General features: G+C 67.2%; 19 protein-coding genes. 10 read left to right on the forward strand and 9 right to left on the reverse strand.

The window, feature by feature from the left end; all coding sequences use genetic code 11:
• Window positions 1-37: 37 nt before the first annotated feature.
• Entirely contained in the window at window positions 38-1,723 is a 1,686-nt protein-coding gene (locus AB8K43_RS05385) for a DEDD exonuclease domain-containing protein (RefSeq protein WP_370892241.1), read from the forward strand.
• A complete protein-coding gene (locus AB8K43_RS05390; RefSeq protein WP_370892243.1) occupies window positions 1,720-2,001 on the forward strand; it encodes an Lrp/AsnC family transcriptional regulator in 282 nt (93 codons plus the stop codon). The genes AB8K43_RS05385 and AB8K43_RS05390 overlap by 4 nt, the downstream gene beginning before the upstream one ends.
• Here AB8K43_RS05390 and trpD read toward each other — a convergent pair.
• Both trpD and AB8K43_RS05400 read right to left on the reverse strand, forming a co-directional pair.
• Window positions 1,998-3,044, reverse strand: coding sequence for an anthranilate phosphoribosyltransferase (gene trpD / locus AB8K43_RS05395; protein ID WP_370892245.1), 1,047 nt, complete (start codon window positions 3,042-3,044; stop codon window positions 1,998-2,000). The two genes, AB8K43_RS05390 and trpD, sit on opposite strands and share 4 nt — an antisense overlap.
• Window positions 3,045-3,051: 7 nt before the next feature.
• Entirely contained in the window at window positions 3,052-3,501 is a 450-nt protein-coding gene (locus tag AB8K43_RS05400) for a hypothetical protein (RefSeq protein WP_370892247.1), read from the reverse strand.
• Between the two features lie 244 nt (window positions 3,502-3,745).
• Between AB8K43_RS05400 and AB8K43_RS05405 the strand changes: the two genes are divergently transcribed.
• The 6 genes from AB8K43_RS05405 to AB8K43_RS05430 all read left to right on the forward strand — a co-directional run bounded on the left by AB8K43_RS05405 (window position 3,746) and on the right by AB8K43_RS05430 (window position 9,709).
• A complete protein-coding gene (locus AB8K43_RS05405; RefSeq protein ID WP_370892771.1) occupies window positions 3,746-4,324 on the forward strand; it encodes a heme-copper oxidase subunit III in 579 nt (192 codons plus the stop codon).
• Window positions 4,325-4,375: 51 nt separating this feature from the next.
• A complete protein-coding gene (locus AB8K43_RS05410) occupies window positions 4,376-5,158 on the forward strand; it encodes a c-type cytochrome (RefSeq protein WP_370892249.1) in 783 nt (260 codons plus the stop codon).
• A 51-nt stretch (window positions 5,159-5,209) separates the two neighbouring features.
• Entirely contained in the window at window positions 5,210-6,316 is a 1,107-nt protein-coding gene (locus tag AB8K43_RS05415) for a Rieske 2Fe-2S domain-containing protein (protein WP_370892251.1), read from the forward strand.
• The gene (locus AB8K43_RS05420; RefSeq protein WP_370892253.1) at window positions 6,316-8,031 is read left to right on the forward strand and encodes a cytochrome bc complex cytochrome b subunit; all 1,716 of its coding nucleotides are present in this window, start codon (window positions 6,316-6,318) and stop codon (window positions 8,029-8,031) included. The genes AB8K43_RS05415 and AB8K43_RS05420 overlap by 1 nt, the downstream gene beginning before the upstream one ends.
• Before the next feature lie 74 nt (window positions 8,032-8,105).
• On the forward strand, window positions 8,106-9,335 hold the full coding sequence (locus AB8K43_RS05425) for a multidrug effflux MFS transporter (RefSeq protein WP_370892773.1): 1,230 nt from the start codon (window positions 8,106-8,108) through the stop codon (window positions 9,333-9,335).
• A complete protein-coding gene (locus AB8K43_RS05430; protein ID WP_370892255.1) occupies window positions 9,332-9,709 on the forward strand; it encodes a metallopeptidase family protein in 378 nt (125 codons plus the stop codon). Before AB8K43_RS05425 ends, AB8K43_RS05430 begins: the two co-directional genes overlap by 4 nt.
• Before the next feature lie 23 nt (window positions 9,710-9,732).
• Here the strand turns inward: AB8K43_RS05430 and AB8K43_RS05435 are convergent, their stop codons facing one another.
• The 4 genes from AB8K43_RS05435 to coxB all read right to left on the reverse strand — a co-directional run bounded on the left by AB8K43_RS05435 (window position 9,733) and on the right by coxB (window position 13,984).
• On the reverse strand, window positions 9,733-10,902 hold the full coding sequence (locus AB8K43_RS05435) for an Ig-like domain-containing protein (protein WP_370892257.1): 1,170 nt from the start codon (window positions 10,900-10,902) through the stop codon (window positions 9,733-9,735).
• A gap of 159 nt (window positions 10,903-11,061) precedes the next feature.
• Complete coding sequence (locus tag AB8K43_RS05440) at window positions 11,062-11,463, reverse strand: cytochrome c oxidase subunit 4 (protein ID WP_370892259.1); 402 nt, start codon at window positions 11,461-11,463, stop codon at window positions 11,062-11,064.
• Window positions 11,460-13,157, reverse strand: coding sequence for a cytochrome c oxidase subunit I (gene ctaD, locus AB8K43_RS05445; RefSeq protein ID WP_370892261.1), 1,698 nt, complete (start codon window positions 13,155-13,157; stop codon window positions 11,460-11,462). The genes AB8K43_RS05440 and ctaD overlap by 4 nt, the downstream gene beginning before the upstream one ends.
• Window positions 13,154-13,984 carry a cytochrome c oxidase subunit II gene (gene coxB, locus AB8K43_RS05450; protein ID WP_370892263.1) on the reverse strand — a complete coding sequence of 277 codons (831 nt, stop codon included), beginning with the start codon at window positions 13,982-13,984 and terminating at the stop codon, window positions 13,154-13,156. The genes ctaD and coxB overlap by 4 nt, the downstream gene beginning before the upstream one ends.
• A gap of 159 nt (window positions 13,985-14,143) precedes the next feature.
• Here coxB and AB8K43_RS05455 point away from each other — a divergent pair, with 159 nt between their 5' ends.
• Window positions 14,144-15,286 (forward strand): aminotransferase class V-fold PLP-dependent enzyme, encoded by a 1,143-nt coding sequence (locus tag AB8K43_RS05455; protein WP_370892264.1) that lies wholly within the window; start codon window positions 14,144-14,146, stop codon window positions 15,284-15,286.
• Here AB8K43_RS05455 and aat read toward each other — a convergent pair.
• Window positions 15,283-16,029 (reverse strand): leucyl/phenylalanyl-tRNA--protein transferase, encoded by a 747-nt coding sequence (gene aat / locus AB8K43_RS05460; protein WP_370892266.1) that lies wholly within the window; start codon window positions 16,027-16,029, stop codon window positions 15,283-15,285. The two genes, AB8K43_RS05455 and aat, sit on opposite strands and share 4 nt — an antisense overlap.
• Before the next feature lie 10 nt (window positions 16,030-16,039).
• Entirely contained in the window at window positions 16,040-17,026 is a 987-nt protein-coding gene (locus AB8K43_RS05465) for a carbohydrate kinase family protein (protein ID WP_370892268.1), read from the reverse strand.
• Window positions 17,027-17,088: 62 nt separating this feature from the next.
• On the opposite strand from AB8K43_RS05465, the gene AB8K43_RS05470 reads away from it, so the two are divergent.
• The gene (locus AB8K43_RS05470) at window positions 17,089-17,259 is read left to right on the forward strand and encodes a hypothetical protein (RefSeq protein ID WP_370892270.1); all 171 of its coding nucleotides are present in this window, start codon (window positions 17,089-17,091) and stop codon (window positions 17,257-17,259) included.
• A 97-nt stretch (window positions 17,260-17,356) separates the two neighbouring features.
• Here AB8K43_RS05470 and AB8K43_RS05475 read toward each other — a convergent pair whose 3' ends face one another.
• Window positions 17,357-17,731, reverse strand: a complete 375-nt coding sequence (locus AB8K43_RS05475; RefSeq protein ID WP_370892272.1) for a HesB/IscA family protein — start codon at window positions 17,729-17,731, stop codon at window positions 17,357-17,359.
• Window positions 17,732-17,839 lie beyond the last annotated feature (108 nt).

A 17,839-nucleotide genomic window follows, 5' to 3' on the forward strand; every position in this document is an offset into this window, starting at 1 on the left:
GATGGATTGTCGGTACGACCTCGTAGGTTCTCGGGCCATGACCCAGCAGGACACCCTCGGCTTCGGTACCGACCTCATCGACGTCACCTTCGTCGTGGTCGACCTGGAGACCACCGGGGGCTCTCCTTCGGATCATGCGATCACCGAGATCGGCGCCGTGAAGGTCCGCGGCGGAGAGGTGCTCGGCGAGTTTCAGACCCTCGTCAACCCGGGCCGGTCGATTCCCCCCTTCATCCAATCCCTCACGGGCATCACCGACGCGATGGTCCGTGATGCTCCCGGCCCGAGCGCATCGGTCACCGCCTTCTTGGAGTTCGCCAAGGGCGCGGTCCTCGTCGCCCACAACGCGGGCTTCGATATCTCCTTCCTCAAGGCCGCCTGCGCCGCCGCGCAGCTGCCGTGGCCGCGCGCCGAGGTCCTCGACACGGTGCACCTCGCCCGCCAGGTGATCCCGCGCGGCGAGGTCCGCAACCACAAGCTGTCGACCCTCGCCGCCGCCGTCGGAGCGAGCACCCCGCCGGATCACCGAGCGCTCCACGACGCCAAGGCCACCGTCGATGTCCTCCACGCCTTGATCGGCCGGCTCGGGTCGATCGGCGTGACGACCTTCGAGGAACTGGCGTCCTACACCGCCCGAGTCGCTCCGGAGCAGCGCCGCAAGCGCTACCTTGCCGCCGACCTGCCGAGCGCGCCGGGGGTCTACGTCTTCAAAGACGATCGCCGCGAGCCGCTCTACGTCGGGACCTCGGTCGATATCCGCTCTCGGGTCCAGACCTACTTCACCGCCTCCGAGAAGCGCTCGCGGATGGCCGAGATGGTTCGCCTCGCCGCCGAGGTCACCCCCATCGTCTGTGCCACCACGATCGAGGCGCAGGTCCGAGAGCTCCGCCTGATCGCGGCGCACCAGCCGCGCTACAACCGGCGGTCGCGCCATCCCGAGCGGGCCTGGTGGGTGCGCCTCACCGACGAGGCCTTCCCGCGGCTATCTCTCGTCCGCTCGGTTCGCGGTGATGATCGGGCCTGGGCAGGCCCCTTCCCCTCCCGGGGAGCAGCGCAGGACGCGGTCCGGGCGCTGCATGATGTGGTGCCCCTGCGTCAGTGCCTCACCCGGCTCTCCCCGACCAAACCGACCAGCGCCTGCGCGCTCGCCGAGATCGGCCGATGCCCGGCTCCGTGCACGGGAGCGATCGATAGCACGGGCTACGAAGGGATCGTCGCCGAGGCGGTCACGGTGCTGACCGGTGACGGCCGCCTCGCGCTCGCCCGCCTCCGTGAGCGGATGGAGAGTCTTTCCGATCAGGGCCGCTACGAAGAGGCCGCCGAGGTCCGCGATCGGCTCGCGGCCCTGGTCCGCGCGCTCAGCACCAGCCAACGTGCCGAGCCCCTCACCGCCACCCGCGAACTCATCGCCGCGCGCCGGGGCCCGAGCGGCGGCTGGGAACTCATCTGCGTGCGCCATGGACGGCTCGCGGGCAGCAGCCTCGTCCCGCGAGGCGCCGATCCGATGCCCTACGTCTCGGCGCTGCGAAGCAGTGCCGAGGTCGTCGCTGCTCCGGACGGGCCGGCCCGCGCGGCCCTCGCCTCCGAGACCGAGTTGCTCGCGCGCTGGCTCGAGGAACCCGGGGTGCGGATCGTCGAGATCGATGGGTCGTGGACCTGCCCGGTCGGAGGGGCTCGGGGGGTCTACGCCGACCTCGCCCCTGCTCTAGGGTGGGCGTCGTGATCACCGCCATCGTTCTCATCAACGCCGAGGTCGACCGCATCCCCGAGGTCGCCGAAACCGTCGCGGGTATTGACGGGGTGAGCGAGGTCTACTCGGTCGCCGGAGACGCCGATCTCATCGCGATGGTGCGAGTCAAGGAGCACGAGCAACTGAACGACGTGATCGCCGATCGGCTCAACAAGGTCGACGGCATCATCGGCACCTCGACCCATATCGCCTTTCGGACCTACAGCCGCCACGACCTGGAGGCGGCCTTCAGCCTGGGGTTGGAGGGCTAGCCCGCGAGGCGCTGGGTCGTTTCCACCCAGCGCTCCAGCGCGGCCGCTGCCCGGCCGTCATCGATGGCAGCCGCGATGTGCTCGATCCCGTCGGCGATCGCTGCGGGGACATCTTCGACCGGGTGACCCTGCGCCTTCGCGAGCGCGGACGCGGCTCCGGCGTTGAGCAGGACCGCGTCGCGGGCCGGGATGCGTTCCCCGGCAAAGACGCGGCGCGCGATCTCGGCATTGGCGCGTGCATCACCGCCCCGGATCTCGGCGAGCTCATGGCGCGGCAGTCCGACCTCCTCTGGGGTGATCTCCCAGGTCGTGACCTCGCCACCCGTCACCCACCACAACCTCGATGGCCCGGCCGGGCTCAATTCATCAAGACCCTCATCCCCGCGGAAGACGATTGCCTCCCGCCCACCCGAGGCAAAGACCCCGGCAATGAGCGGAGCGAACCGCGGGTTCGCGACCCCGACCGCCGAGTAGCGAGGCTGGGCGGGGTTCGTGAGCGGTCCGAGCAGGTTAAAGGCCGTCGGCACCCCAAGCCCGGCCCGCGCCGGGGCCGCGTGGCGCATGGACGGGTGGAAGGCATTGGCGAAGCAGAAGGTGATTCCCGCCTCGAGCGCGACCTGGCCCACCTGATCCGGAGGTAGCGCGAGATCCACTCCGAGAGCCTCGAGGACATCGGCCGAACCGGACTGGCTGGACGCCGCACGGTTGCCGTGTTTGACCACCGTGAGGCCACTGCCTGCCAAGGCGACCGCCGACATCGTGGAGATATTGACCGTGTTGAGGCGATCGCCACCCGTACCGACGATGTCCACCGTCTCGCCGGGGACCTCGATTCGTACCGCCCGCTCGAGCATGACCGAGACGAGGCCCTCAATTTCGGGGACGGTTTCGCCCTTGGCACGAAGGGCGATGAGGAAGCCGGCTACCTGGACGGGCGCGGCCTCTCCGCTCATCACCTCGCCCATCGCCCAGGCCGTCTGCTCGGCGTCAAGGTCGTGACCGGTGAGCAGCTCGGTCAGCAGCTCCGGCCAAGAAAAGCTCATCGTGGGGTCAGTCGGTGCTCGGCGTGACACCCCGGGCAAGCCCGGCGACGGCGTCCGCGAGGGCGATCGGGTCCAGCGGGTGCGGCACGACGGCGTCGGCGAGCGACCACGTGGCGAGCCAGCCATCTTGCGGGCGGCCGGTCAGCACCAAGATCGGCGGGCATTGGAAGATTTCGTGCTTCAACTGACGGGCGAGGCCCATCCCACCGCTCTTGGCCGCCTCGCCGTCGAGAATCATCAGGTCATATCCCCCCGCATCGGCGGCCTCGACGACGGCCGGGCCCGTGGCGCACTCGAGCCACTGGACCACCTCGACATCGCGGGCCGGTCGACGCCCCACACCGGCGCGCACCGCATCGCGGGTCGTGATGTCGTCGCTGTACAGCAGAACCCGCACCTGGTGCTGGGTCGGCTGGCTCTTCGACGTGGTGACGGCGGACGAGGAGGAAGCACTCATGGGGGCGATGTTACCGGCGTCGCAGAGCCCCCGACACGCCGGTCTTTGGCCCGTCAATTCCGGGCCGCTCGGCTGCCTCGCCGGGCCGTTCGGTCACGAGCCGACGACAAAACCAGGGGGTAGGTGCGCAACCAGAGTCAGACGTCGGCATAATGTGCCCGTGGCCACTGCATCCTCCCTGCACTCAGACACGTCCGGACCCGTCGCGTCCGATCCCGCACTCGGGCCGGTTAGCCGCCCGAATATGGTCTCGGTCGGCACGATCGTCTGGCTCTCCAGTGAACTGATGTTCTTCGCTGGTCTCTTCGCGATGTACTTCACGATCCGCGCGCTTGAGCCGGATCTGTGGGCGGAGAAGACCCAGCTGCTGAACGTCCCCTTCGCCGCGGTCAACACCACGATCCTGGTGGTCTCCTCGGTCTGGTGTCAGTTGGGGGTCATGAAGGCCGAGGCCGGACAGAAGGCCCGCACCGGCAGCCTCTTGCAGGTCGGCAAGTGGGGCATGCGCGAGTGGTACGTGCTCACCTACATCTTCGGCGCGATCTTCGTCTCCGGCCAGGTCGTGGAGTACGCCGAACTGGTCCACGAGGGAGCGACCTTCTCCTCCGACGCGTGGTCCTCGGTTTTCTACTTAACGACCGGCCTCCACGGAATCCACGTCACCGCCGGCTTGCTCGCCTTCCTCCTGATCATCGGACGCACCTTTACGACCAAGCACTACAGCCACCAGCAGGCCACGGGTGCGGTCGTGACCTCGTACTACTGGCACTTCGTCGATGTGGTGTGGATCGCGCTGTTCTCGGCGATTTACCTGCTCCAGTAACGGCGGCAAACACGATGATGACCACGATGACCGGACAGAACAGGACCTTCCATGCCTAAGGTTTCCCGCCGCCACCCCGCCATGTTGGCGCTGCTGCTCCTGGTGGGGCTGCTCCTTACGGGGACGGCGTACGCGGCGATCGCGCCCAAGCAGGCGAGCGCCACCGCCGTCAGCGCGGCCGATGCCAAGAAGGGTGAGCAACTCTTCGTCGCCAACTGCGCCACCTGCCACGGCAACAACGGGCTCGGCATCAAGGATGTCGGCCCGAGCCTGGTCGGCGTTGGCGCCGCCTCGGTGGACTTCCAGATGGGCACCGGGCGGATGCCGATGGCCAAGCCCGACGTGCAGGCCCCGCGGATCAAGCAGGAGAAGTTCTCCGACGAGGACATCGCCGACATCGGCGCCTTCGTCGCGGCGCTCGGCCCGGGCCCGGCCGTCCCGGATGCCGAGTGGACCGACTACACCAAGGGTGACCCGGGCAAGGGCGGCGAGATCTTCCGCGTCAACTGCGCGATGTGCCACGGCTCTTCCGGCGCCGGTGGTGCCCTGACCCGCGGCAAGTACGCCCCGAAGGTGACCGGCGTCGAGCCGCAGCACATCTACGAGGCCATGGAGACCGGCCCCCAGAGCATGCCGAAGTTCAACGACGCGAACCTGAGCCCCGAGGCCAAGCGCGACGTCATCGCTTACATCAAGGGCCAGGAGTCGGCCGGGAACCCCGGTGGTAACCCGCTCGGCGCGCTCGGCCCGGTCCCCGAGGGCCTCTTCATCTGGACCGTTGGCCTCGGAGTCCTTGTTGGCTTCGCCATCTGGCTCGGTCAGAAATCGGCCTAGGCCTCGCCTCCTCACCCTTCCCCTTTTGATAAAGACAGGATCGACGACACGATGAGTGAGCACAGTCCTCACGAGACGGGTACTCCCGTCCCCCTCGACCAGGGTCACGTCGAGGGCACCGGTGGCATCCCGGAGCGCTTCGCCAACCCGGGGCTGCCGCCCCATGTGCCGCGTGCCTCTGACCTCTCCGAGGCCGCCGCCGACCGGGCCGAAAAGCAGGTCGCCGGTCTCTTCACGCTGTCGATCCTTGGCACCTTGCTCTTCCTCGTCGCCTACTTCATGGTCGACGTCCAGACCCTCACGTTTGTTCCCGGTCTCGGGGACGTGAGCTTGTCGAACATCCTGCTCGGCCTTGGCCTCTCGCTTGGCCTGCTCGGGATTGGTCTTGGCGCCGTGCACTGGGCCAAGACCCTGATGCCCGATGAGGAGTCGGTGGAGATGCGCCACCCGATGCGCTCCTCCGACGAGGCCCGCGAGGAGTTCGTCGCGACGATGGCCGGTGGCGCGGAGTCCTCGCAGATCACCCGCCGCCCGCTGATGAAGGCCACGCTCGGCGGGGCCCTCGGCCTGTTCTCCCTCCCCCTTCTCCTCCAGCTGGTCGGTAGCCTCGGCCCGCTGCCGAAGAACGACCTGTCGGTCACGTACTGGAATGGCAAGAAGGGCGAGGACGGCCACTGGACCGCGCACAAGTGGCGCCTCGTGCGCGACCCGGAGAACACCCCGGTCAAGGCCGAAGATGTCACCATCGGCTCGGTCTTCCACATCCTTCCCGAGGGCCTGCTCGACATGGAGCACCACCGTCTCGAGGAGAAGGGCAAGGCGGCCGTCTTGCTCATGCGCTTGAACCCGGACGACTTCCAGGACACCCCCGGCGGCCGCAAGGCTCGCGACTGGGGCTACCAGGGCATCGTCGCGTACTCGAAGATCTGCACGCACGTCGGCTGCCCGGTCGGCCTCTACGAGCAGACCACGCACCACCTGCTGTGCCCCTGTCACCAGTCCACCTTCGATGTCACCGACGACTGCAAGGTCATCTTCGGCCCGGCGAAGCGCCCGCTCCCGCAGCTGAAGATCACCGTCGATGACGAGGGTTACCTGATCGCCGACCAGCCCTTCCAGGAACCGGTCGGCCCGAGCTTCTGGGAGCGTGAGTCTTAATGAGCACTGCTCGTCCCGCCGACGCCCTGCGCGCCAATGACGCACCCGCGACGGCTCCCGTCTCCCCCGGTATGAAGAAGGTCGGCGGCGTCGCCGGCTGGATCGATGACCGGACCGGCGCCGCCAAGGGCGTCGGGTACCTGATGCGCAAGGTCTTCCCGGACCACTGGTCGTTCATGCTCGGTGAGATCGCGATGTACTCGATGATCATCTGCATGCTCACCGGGGTGTTCCTCACCTTGTGGTTCGACCCGAGCCACGGGCACACCTACTACGACGGCTCGTACGCCCCGTTGCAGGGCGTTGAGATGTCGCGTGCCTACGCGACCACCCTCAACATCTCCTTCGACATCAAGGGCGGTCTGCTGATCCGGCAGATCCACCACTGGGCGGCGCTGCTCTTCATCGTTTCGCTCTCGGTGCACATGCTGCGCGTCTTCTTCACCGGCGCCTTCCGCAAGCCCCGTGAGCTCAACTGGGTCATCGGAACGCTGCTGTCGATGCTGGCCCTGGTCGAAGGCTTCGCCGGATACTCCCTCCCCGACGACCTGCTCTCCGGGACCGGTCTGCGCGCCGCTCAGGGCTTCATGCTCTCGGCGCCGGTCATCGGCTCGTACCTGTCGTACGCGATCTTCGGCGGGACCTTCCCCGGCGAAGACATCCTCCCGCGGCTGTACTCCGTGCACATCCTGCTGCTTCCCGGCATCTTGATCGCGCTGTTCACCGCGCACATCGTCTTGGTGGCCTTGCAAAAGCACACCCAGTTCCCCGGGCCGGGCCGCACCAACGACAACGTCGTCGGCTTCCCCGTGATGCCGGTCTACGCCGCGAAGGCCGGTGGCTTCTTCTTCATCGTCTTCGGCGTCATCGCCCTGATGGCTTCGTTGGTGCAGATCAACGCGGTCTGGGCGCATGGCCCCTACGACCCGAACGCCACCACCGCCGGCGCCCAACCCGACTGGTACATGGGCTTCGCCGATGGGGCGCTTCGACTCCTGCCCGGCTGGCTGGAGTTCACCACCTTCGGCTACACGTGGAGCCTCAACGTCGCCATCGGCGCGCTGTTGCTGATCCCCGTCATGTACACGCTGATGGGTGCCTACCCGTTCCTCGAACGGTGGATCACCGGTGACAACCGCGAGCACCACCTGCTCGACCGTCCCCGGAACCGCCCGACGCGCACCGCGCTCGGGATGGCCGCGCTCACCTTCTACGGCGTGCTGATGTTCGCCGCGAGCAACGACATCATGGCGATCAAGTTCCACCTGTCGATCAACGACATCACGCACACGCTGCGTCTGCTCACCTTCCTCGCTCCGATCCTCGTCTTCTGGGCGACCCGCCGGATCTGCCTCAGCCTCCAGCGCCACGACCGGAACAAGGTCCTCCACGGCCGCGAGACTGGGCGGATCACCCGCACCGCGGACGGCGAGTTCTTCGAGGTCCACGAGCCGCTCGGCGAGTACGAGCGGTGGAACCTCATCCAGCACGACCCGGTCGAGCCGCTTCAGCTCGAGGCGAGCGTGGACGACAACGGCGTGGTCAAGCAGTCCCGTGGCCGCAAGTGGCGTGAGCGCCTCTCCCGCTTCTACTTCTCCGAGGCGGTGAACCCGGTCACCCCGGCCGAGCTCGCCGAGGCGGAGCATCACCACCACGAAGAGGTGGAGGCGGCCAAGGAGCCGGCCGCCGTCGGTGCCAAGGAGCACCAGGACTGACCAGCTCACCAGTTCCCGCATCGGGCCCCGAAGGTACGCCTCCGGGGCCCGATGCGCGTCCCCACGGCCGCTCCATCGTCGTCGTAGCGTGCGTGCTCGCGCTGCTCGGCATGTTCGGGCCGTTCTCGATCGACACCCCCTTCCCCGCCTTCGCCGCGATCGGTGAGGACCTCGGGGTCGGGACCGCCGCGATGCAGCAGGTCGCGAGCGTCTATCTGCTCGCCTTCGCGGCGATGAGCATCTTCCATGGGCCGATCTCGGATGCGGTCGGCCGCAAACCGGTCATGATCACCGGGGCGATCGTCTATGCGCTCGCCTCCGTGGGCTGCGCGCTCGCCCCGTCCCTGCCGGTCCTGCTCGCCTTCCGCGTCCTGCAGGGAGCCTCGGCGGGCGCGGGAACGATCATTTCCCGGGCCGTCGTGCGTGACCTGTACGACGGTGAGCGTGCCCAGCGCCTGATGAGCACGATCGCGATGATCTTCGGGATCGCTCCAGCGATCGCCCCGATCGTCGGTGGGTGGTTGCTGACCCTCGGGCCGTGGCCGCTCATCTTCTGGTTCCTCTCCCTCTTCGGGGTGGTCGTCGCCGTGAGCGTCGCGGTGCTGCTCCCCGAGTCCCTCCCCCGCTCGGAGCGGCGGCCGGTGAAGGTCCGCCCGATGATCTCCGGGCTCGCCGAGGTGGGCCGCAACTGGCGTTTCCAGCGGCTCTCCGCGGCCAGCGCGTTTACCTTCGGCGCCCAATTCCTCTACATCGGCGCGGCGCCGATCTTCATCGTGCACCTGCTCGGCCTCGGGTCCTCGGACTTCTGGGTCTTCTTCGTGCCGATGATCGGTGGCATGGTGACCGGCGCCTTCCTCCATGGCCAACTCGCCGGGCGCCTTCCCGGCCACATCCTGGTCGCGATCGGCCAGGTCGTCGGTCTCACCTTCGCGATCGCCAATGTCATCCTCGCGGCCCTGCCCGCGACGAGCGCGACCCTCCCTTGGGCGGTCGTCGGGCCGGCGGGTATCGCCTTCGGGATGGGCATGGCCTTCCCGATCTTCCAACTCGCCATGCTCGACCTCTTCCCGCGCTCTCGGGGCTCGGCCGCCTCGATGAGCACCCTGCTCACCCTCGTGCTCAACTCGATCCTCGTCGGACTTGTGGCCCCGCTCGTGACCGGGTCGGTGCTGACCCTCGCGGCCACCAGCCTCGGGCTCCTCGTCCTTGGGCAGGGTCTGTGGCAATGGCACCGCCTGGACGTGCGCCGAGAGCTGCGCGCCGTGGAACACCCCGACGCGGTCGACTCGTTGGACCTCACATGAGCGAGGTAGCGCACTCCCCCTTCGTCGACGACGATGCCTTCGATCAGTTGGTCGAGGCAGCCCTGGCGGAGGTGCCCTCGGAGCTGATGGCGCTCACCGACAATGTGGCGATCTTCGTCGAGCCGGAGCCGAGCGCCGAGCATGGAGATCGCGAGCTGCTGGGGATCTACGAAGGGGTGCCACTCACCGAGCGCGATGGCGGCTGGGCGATGGGCGCCCTTCCCGATCGGATCTTGCTCTTTCGGGGCCCGCTACGGCGCATGGCGCGGGACGCCGAGGAGCTCTACCGGGAGGTCGCGATCACCGTCGTCCACGAGGTGGCGCACCACTTCGGGATCGACGACGCGGCCCTGCATGACCTCGGGTGGGGTTAACTCCCCGTCGCTCTTTCCCTTCTTTACAGCGCGCTCTGCTGCTGCCACTTCGCCCAGGAGAACTGCCAGACGCCGATCCCCTCGGTGGGCGCGAACTCTCGCTCGGAACCGGTGAAGTCCATCGGGTCACCGATCAGGGAGTTGTCGAACATCCACTTCGCGTCGCCGGGCGCCATGTTGACGCACCCGTGCGAGACATTGGCGTATCCCTGCGAGCCTTGCGACCACGGAGCCGAGTGCACGTACTCACCGGTCCAGGTGACCCGCATATTCCAATTGGTATCGATGCGGTAGTAGCCCGGGTCGCCCTTCTTGATCCCGAGGCTCTCGGAGTCCATCGTGACCGCGGGCTCCTTGGTCATGATGACCTTCATACCGGAGCGCGTCTCGGTCTCTGGTCCGGGTCGACCGCCGCTCACGGGGTAGGTCTTGATCACCTTGCCATCACGCTTGACCGTCATCTTGTGCTTGGCGAGATCGACCACGCTCGTCTGGTTGCGCCCGATGGTCATCGCACCCGTCGCATCGTTGGCGATCCACTTCTGCGGGCCGGTCTGGTAGCCGGTCAGAGGCGCGTTGATCTCGACCTTGGTCCCGCTCGGGAAGAACTCCTTCGGCCGCCACATCAGCTGGCGGTTATCGAGCCAGCCCCAGGCGCCCTCGACCTCGGGCGTGGTCTTGACCGACACGGCCTGCTCGATCTTTTGCCGATAGGCCTTATCGGTCACCTCGGAGTCGAACTGGATGATCGCCGGCATGGCGACGCCGACCTTCTGGTCGGTGTAGAGAATCCCGTAGGTTGCGGTGATCCCCGGAGTCAGGGTCGTGAAGGTGGTCTTCTCGGTGCTCGGGGCCCCGCCAGGACCCTCGGCTTTGACCGTCACGGTGTACGTCGCCTGGGGCATCAGCTTCGCCGAGGCCTTCCAGGTCGATCCGTCGACCTCACCCGGCACCGAGTGCCCGTCGGCATCCTTCACCGTCACCGATGAGATCGATCCCTTGGTCGCGGCCACCTCGACGGTGGTGTCGGGCGTGACGTCCGTCGCGCCATCCTTGGGGGTCACCTCGAGCGCGGCCGGGGTGGAATCAGTGGTCGAACTCGTGCCGCCTGGCTCATCAACCCCAGAGGTCGACGCGGTGGTGCTCCCGCTCCCAGAACATCCGGCTGCGAGCAACACGGCGGCAGCGGCCATCGCGGTCCACGTTGTTTTCGTCCGACCCATCTCGGGCCTACCCCCTGCGCTTTCCCAAACACCACCAACAGATCAGGGCCCCATGCCGAAGCACTGGGGCCCTGCTGCCTACTCTACCCTGCGCGCCGCAGTGCCATGAGCACCCCGGCGCCCGGTGGGTCAGTGAGCGTGTTCGTCCTTATAGAACTCGAAGGTCCAGCCGATGGTGGCGAGCGCCCCGGTCACCGCACCGAAGGCGAAGACCCACCAGCCGACAGCCACACCGAGGAAACACAGGCTGGCGGTGAGGCCGAGCCACAGAGGCCACCAGCTGTACGGCGCGAAAGTGCCGTACGGGCCCGCGATGTCGGCGATCTCGCCGTCCGGGTTGTCGTCCGGGCGAACAGGCAGCTGCCGAGCGGTGAGCCAGAGGTAGAAGGCGATCATGAAGCCAAGGCCTGCACACAGCAGCAGCGCCACCGCTCCGACCGGCTCGCCCCATCCGGTCACCAGACCGTAGATCACCCCGACGATCGTGAAGAACACGCCGAGGATGGCGAACATGACCCATTCGACCTTCATCGAGTGACCTCTTCCTTGGTGGCAGTGATCGCGCGGGGCGCGTATTCGGGATGGTGCAGGTCGAACGCCGGGCGCTCCGAACGAATCTTCGGGATCGAGGTGAAGTTATGGCGCGGGGGCGGGCACGAGGTGGCCCACTCGAGGGAGTTGCCATAACCCCAGGGGTCGTCGACCTCGACCTTCGGCGCGGACACGTGGGTCTTCCAGACGTTGTAGAAGAACGGCAGGAAGGAGATCGCGAGGATGAACGATCCGACGGTCGAGATCTGGTTCCCGAGGGTCAGGTTGTCCTCGACCATGTAGTCCGCGTAGCGGCGCGGCATCCGCTCGACGCCCAGCCAGTGCTGCACGAGGAAGGTGGTGTGGAAGCCGATGAAGAGCAGCCAGAACTGGATGTGTCCGAGCTTCTCGTCGAGCATCTTGCCGGTGAACTTCGGCCACCAGAAGAACAGGCCAGCGAAGAACGAGAAGACGATCGTGCCGAAGAGGACGTAGTGGAAGTGGGCGACGACGAAGTAGGTGTCGCTCACCTGGAAGTCCATCGCCGGGCTCGCGAGGATGACACCGGTCAGACCACCGAAGAGGAAGGTCACGAGGAAGCCCAGCGACCAGACCATCGGGGTCGAAAAGACCAGCTTGCCGCCCCACATCGTGCCGATCCAGTTAAAGAACTTCACCCCGGTGGGCACCGCGATCAACATCGTCATGATCGCGAAGAAGGGCAAGAGGACCTGGCCGGTCACGTACATGTGGTGCGCCCACACCGAGACCGACAGCGCGGCGATGGCGATGGTCGCGAAGACCAGCGTCTTGTAGCCGAAGATCGGCTTGCGCGAGAAGACCGGGAAGATCTCGGACATCACCCCGAAGAAGGGCAGCGCGAGGACGTACACCTCTGGGTGACCGAAGAACCAGAAGAGGTGCTGCCACAGCATGGCCCCACCGTTTTCCGGATTGAAGATGTGTGCTCCGAAGCGGCGGTCGACACCGAGGCCGATCAGGGCGGCGGCGAGCACCGGGAAGGCCATCAGGATCAGCACCGAGGTGATCAGGACGGTCCAGGTGAAGATCGGCATCCGGAACATCGTCATGCCGGGTGCGCGCAGACAGATGATCGTGGTGATGAAGTTGACCGCACCCAAGATGGTTCCGAAACCACCAAGGGCCAGACCCCAGACCCAGAGGTCGCCACCGACACCGGGGCTATAGGTGGGGTCCGACAGCGGCGCGTAGGCCGTCCACCCGAAGGACGCCGCCCCGCCGGGAGCGAAGAGGCCAGCGCCGGCGATCAGGCCACCGAAGAGGTAGAGCCAGAAGGCGAACATATTCAGTCGCGGGAAGGCGACATCGGGAGCGCCGATCTGCAGCGGCATCAGCGCGTTGGCGAAGCCCGCGAAGGCGGGAGTCGCAAAGAGCAACAGCATGATCGTGCCGTGCATCGTGAACATCTGGTTGAACTGCTCGGGGTTGTCCACGACCTGCAGGCCGGGCTTCCACAGTTCGAGGCGGATGACCAGGGCCATCAGACCGCCGATCAGGAACCAGATGAACGAGGCGATGAGGTACAGGTTCCCGATGACCTTGTGGTCGGTGGTGGTGATGTACCGGAAGAACTGGGTCCCGGCGCGGGAAGCGCGCCCCGTGCTCAGATCCCGCTCCTCACCACCTAGACCGGTGCGCTCCATGGTGCTCATTGGGCGTCCTCCTGCAGCAGCTTGTCCTGACCAGGCACGAATTCGTTGCGGTTCAGGGTGTTCGGCAGAAGCCCGGTCTTACCTTCGTCCTTCAACTTCTGCATGTACGCGTCAAAGTCCTCTTGGCTCACGACCTTGACGTTAAAGAGCATCTGCGAGTGGTAGGCACCGCAGAGTTCGGCGCACTTACCGGTGTAGGTACCGATCTTGTTGGGGGTCACCTGGAGCCGGTTGACCAGGCCCGGGTTGAGGTCCAACTTCTCGAGGAAGGCCGGGACCCAGAACGAGTGGATGACATCCCGGGAGGTGAGCTGGAACTCGACCTTCTGGTTCACCGGGAGGTAGAGGTCCGGCAGCGTCTGCTCGACGCCGGGCTTGCCGGTCATGACCGCCATCTGCCCCGACTCGTGGACGTTCGCGTCGACGTAGTTAAAGTCCCACGTCCACTGCTTGCCGACCACGTTGATCGTGAGGTCCGGGTTCGGGTCGATCCGGTGCAGCTCGGACTGAGCCTTCTCGCTGTAGTAGAAGAGGCCGGCGACCATCAGCATCGGCACGACCGTGTAGAGGATTTCGAGCGGCACGTTGTACTGCAACTGGATCGGCAGCGAACCGTCGTCGTCCTTGCGCTTGCGGTAGGCCACCATGCACCACAAGGTGAGCCCCCAGACGAGGATGCCGACCGCCATGGCCGCGATCCACGACCCGATCCACAAGTCGGTGACCAGCTTGGACTCTTCGGTAACCCCCTCGGGGAGGTAGCCGTTGGAGAACTTGGTGTTAACCCCGACCGCGCTGCACGCGGAGAGGGCGAACACACCGAGCACGAGCCCGATTGTGGCGATTCGACGACGACCGCGACGCGCGGTCGACACATCAGAGTGAGGCAAGACGCACCCTCTCACGTCCATGGTTGGCAAGAGACACCACACGGTACCGCAGCGCCGGGACCGATCGAGTGCAGGGGGGCGTTACGGTTCGGTGTCGTGGCGAGTCACGAGCAGCATCTCCTCGATGCCAACCCAGGGCCCGTGCACCCGCGCGCCCGCGAAACCTGGGAAGCCGCCAAGGACCTAGCCTTCGCCGATCCGCTCGCCCGTCACGAAGCGGGGCGACGCGCCCGGCGTCTGCTGGACCAGGCGCGCTCGGTCCTCGCCCACTTACTCGAGGTCAGCCCTGAGGAAATCACGCTCCACGCCTCGGGCGATTCGGCCCTGCGTAGCGCCCTCGCTGGCCTCTCCCGGGCGCGCCGCCGATCCGACGGACGACCGGTCGCGTCGGCGGTCGAGCACTCGAGCGTCCTGCGCTGGCTCGCTGGCGCCGAAGGGGGTGGATCCGAGCGCCTCGTCGAGGTCGATCGCGAGGGTCGGGTCGATCTCGCGGCCTGGGCCGAGGCGATCGGGGCGAGCACCCCCTTCGCAGCGTTGCAAGCGGCCAACGGCGAGCTGGGCACGATCCAGCCGCTTCCTGCTGCTTCCGCGCATTGCGCCGAGGTGGGCGTGCCGCTGCTCGTCGACGCCCGCGCCGTCCTCGGTCGGGGGGAAACGCCGCGAGATTATGACGTCCTGGTCGGCGATGCCCGGGCCTTCGGTGGTCCCGCCCTCGGGTTGCTCGTGGTGCGGACCGGCGTGCGCTGCGATCGGCTTCGCCCCCATAGCCCGCACGAGCGCGGGCGGGCTGCCGACCCACCTGATGCACCAGCGGCCCTCGCCGCGGCCGAGGCATGGCGGCACGTGGACGCCGACTCAACCGAGGAGTCCGGCGCCCGCGCGTTGGTTGAGCGCATCCGCCAGTCCGCTCGCGCGATCGACGGGGTACTCACCCCGGGTCCAGAACTCGATCGGCTCGCGCACATCACCACGATCTCGGTGCCCGACGCGGACGCCGATCACCTCGCCGACGAACTCGGGCGGCGCGGGTTCGCCGTGGGCTCGGGATCAGCGTGCACGGCCGACACGCTCACCGCGAGCCACGTCCTCGCCGCCGTCGGCGCACCGACCACGGGCAATATTCGGATCACTGTGCCCCTTCGCGCGGTGGCCCCCGACCGAGACCGGGCGGTGAGCGCCTTCTGCGCGGCGCTCCCCGACGCGATCGCCGCGGTCCGCTCGCAACGATGGCGGCCCTAGGGCTCGGCGATCGTCGCGACCCCGTCCGGCGGGATCGAGAAGTCGATGTCTGGGGCGTGCAGGGCCTCTGCGAGCACCGCGCGGTACTCCTCCCTGGGGAGCTCAACCACCCCGAGGCTCGCCAGATGTGGCGTCGACCATTGGACGTCGAACACCCGGCGTGGATCTCCATCGGCAAAGACCCGCTCGACGAGTGCGAGCAGGGCCACCTTGGACGCGTCGGTCGCCCGGTGAAACATCGACTCCCCCGCAAAGAGTCCACCGATCGCGACGCCATAGACCCCACCGACCAGAGCATCCGGACCGCGCTCCCCCGGCTTCCAGACCTCCACGCTGTGGACCCACCCCAGGTCGTGCAGGCGCTCGTACGCCGCGCTGATCTGCGGGGTGATCCACCGCCCGGTCCGGGCCGGGTCGCCGCAGCCCGCCATCACCCCCCGAAGATCCTGATCGACGCTCACCTCATAGCGCCGCGCCGAACGCCGAAGCGAACGTGAGACATGGAATCCGCCCGGACGAAGAACACCGCGCACCGTGGGGGCGAACCAGCCGATCGGTGGGCGTCCGTGACGCCCAAGTCCCATGGGGAAGAGCCCCGCGCGGTACGCCGCGAGCAAGGTCGCGGGGTCGAGATCGGCGCCCACCGCGACGAGGTCCTCCCCCGCGCTCGGCTCGTGTTCGGCGAGGGCCCAGGGCGTAAGTCCCGGATCGATCGGCGGGAAGGGCGGTGCGTCAGCCGCCATAACGCGTGACCTAGCGGTGCGGGCAGGAGATGTGGGGGGCGATGATCTCGGCGCTTTCGGCGCCGTAGGAGTCCGCGAGCCGCTCCAGGAAGCGCCCACGGCCCAGCTCGTACTCCTGGGTCCCGATGGTCTCAAGGACGTAGGTGGCGAGCATCGAGCCGAGTTCGGCGCTTTGGCGCAGCGGGATGCCCGAGTTCACTCCGGTGAGGAATCCGGCGCGGAAGGCATCGCCGACACCCGTCGGGTCGGCCCGCGTGACCTCGCGCGCTGCGGGCACCTCAATGGGGTCGATATCGGCCCCGGTGATCCGCGCGCCATCCTTGCCGAGCGTGGTCACCCGGTAGCGCACCCGGTCGTTGATCTCGTCCTGGCTCCAGCCGGTCTTTTGCGCGGTGAGGTGGGACTCGTACTCGTTGGTGATGAGGTACTCGGCCCCGTCGACCAGCTGCTTGATGAACTCACCGTCGCTAAAGGCCAGCTGCTGGCTCGGATCGGCGACGAAGGGGATGCCTCGGTCCCGACATTCTTGGGTGTGCCGCCGCATGGCCTCTGGGTCATCCGGGCCGACGAGGACGAGGTCAAGCCCCCCGACGCGCTGGGCGATCGGGCCGAGTTCGATCTCGCGTGCCTCGGACATCGCGCCCGCATAGAAGGTCGCGATCTGGGCCATGTCGTCGTCGGTCGTGCAGACGAAGCGGGCGGTGTGCTGGGTCTCGGACACGTGGACCGAGGTGCAATCCACGCCATGGCGTTCTAGCCAGGAGCGATAGTCCGAGAAGTCCTCGCCGACGGCGCCGACGAGGATCGGGCGCTGACCAAGGCCCGCCATCCCGAAGCAGATATTCGCGGCGACGCCGCCGCGACGAATCTCGAGGCGATGGGCGAGGAAGGACACCGAGATCTTGTCCAGTTGGTCGACCACCAACGAATCAGCAAACCGACCCGTGAAGGTCATCAGATGGTCGGTGGCGATGGATCCCGCAATAGCGATAGGCACGCAGCGAACCCTACAGACGCTCGCGGTGTGGCATAGATCACATCAGCGAGTACGATGGGGCCATGAGCGAGATGCACCCCACCCCGACCGACAGCCTCGACACCGGCAACCTCGGCGACCTCGCTGCGCAGTGCCCCGACGTCCTGGCCTCGGCCGCCATGGCGCATCCGCAGGTCCTGATCAGCGTCCCCGACGGGGCGAGCGACCTCGTTGAGGAGATGTACTTCGTCTAAGGGCAACGACGCCCTCTACCGATAGCAGCGAGCGCGGTCGCCCCGAATCATGAAACGGGGCGACCGCGCTCGCGGTGTCGGGTCCTTATGGAGCGACTCAGCTGAAGGAGTCGCCGCAGGCGCAGGAGCTGCCCGCGTTGGGGTTGTCGATGGTAAAGCCCTGCTTCTCGATGGTGTCGGCGAAGTCGATCGTCGCGCCGCCGAGGTAGGGGGCGCTCATCCGGTCGACAACGACCTCGACACCGTCGAAATCACGCACGAGGTCGCCATCAAGGGAACGCTCGTCGAAGTAGAGCTGGTAGATCAGGCCGGAGCAGCCGCCGGGCTGAACACCGACACGTAGGCGCAGGTCATCGCGACCCTCCTGCTCGAGCAGGGACTTCACCTTGCTCGCGGCGACATCGGTCAGCAGGACGCCGTGCGTCTCCTGCTCGGTAGCGGCGACCTGCTGGTCGGACTCGTGAACGCTCATGCTCGGTCCTTAACTCTTGGGCGGTGGTGCGGGTTCGTGAAGGTTCTTTCGTGGGTAACGCTGCGGCCGTGGCCGGTTGTTCCCGTCAGAAGTGAGGTGAACCTGACC

Origin of the sequence: Janibacter sp. GXQ6167, assembly GCF_041365945.1 — a bacterium.
Taxonomy (GTDB): domain Bacteria; phylum Actinomycetota; class Actinomycetes; order Actinomycetales; family Dermatophilaceae; genus JBGFSK01.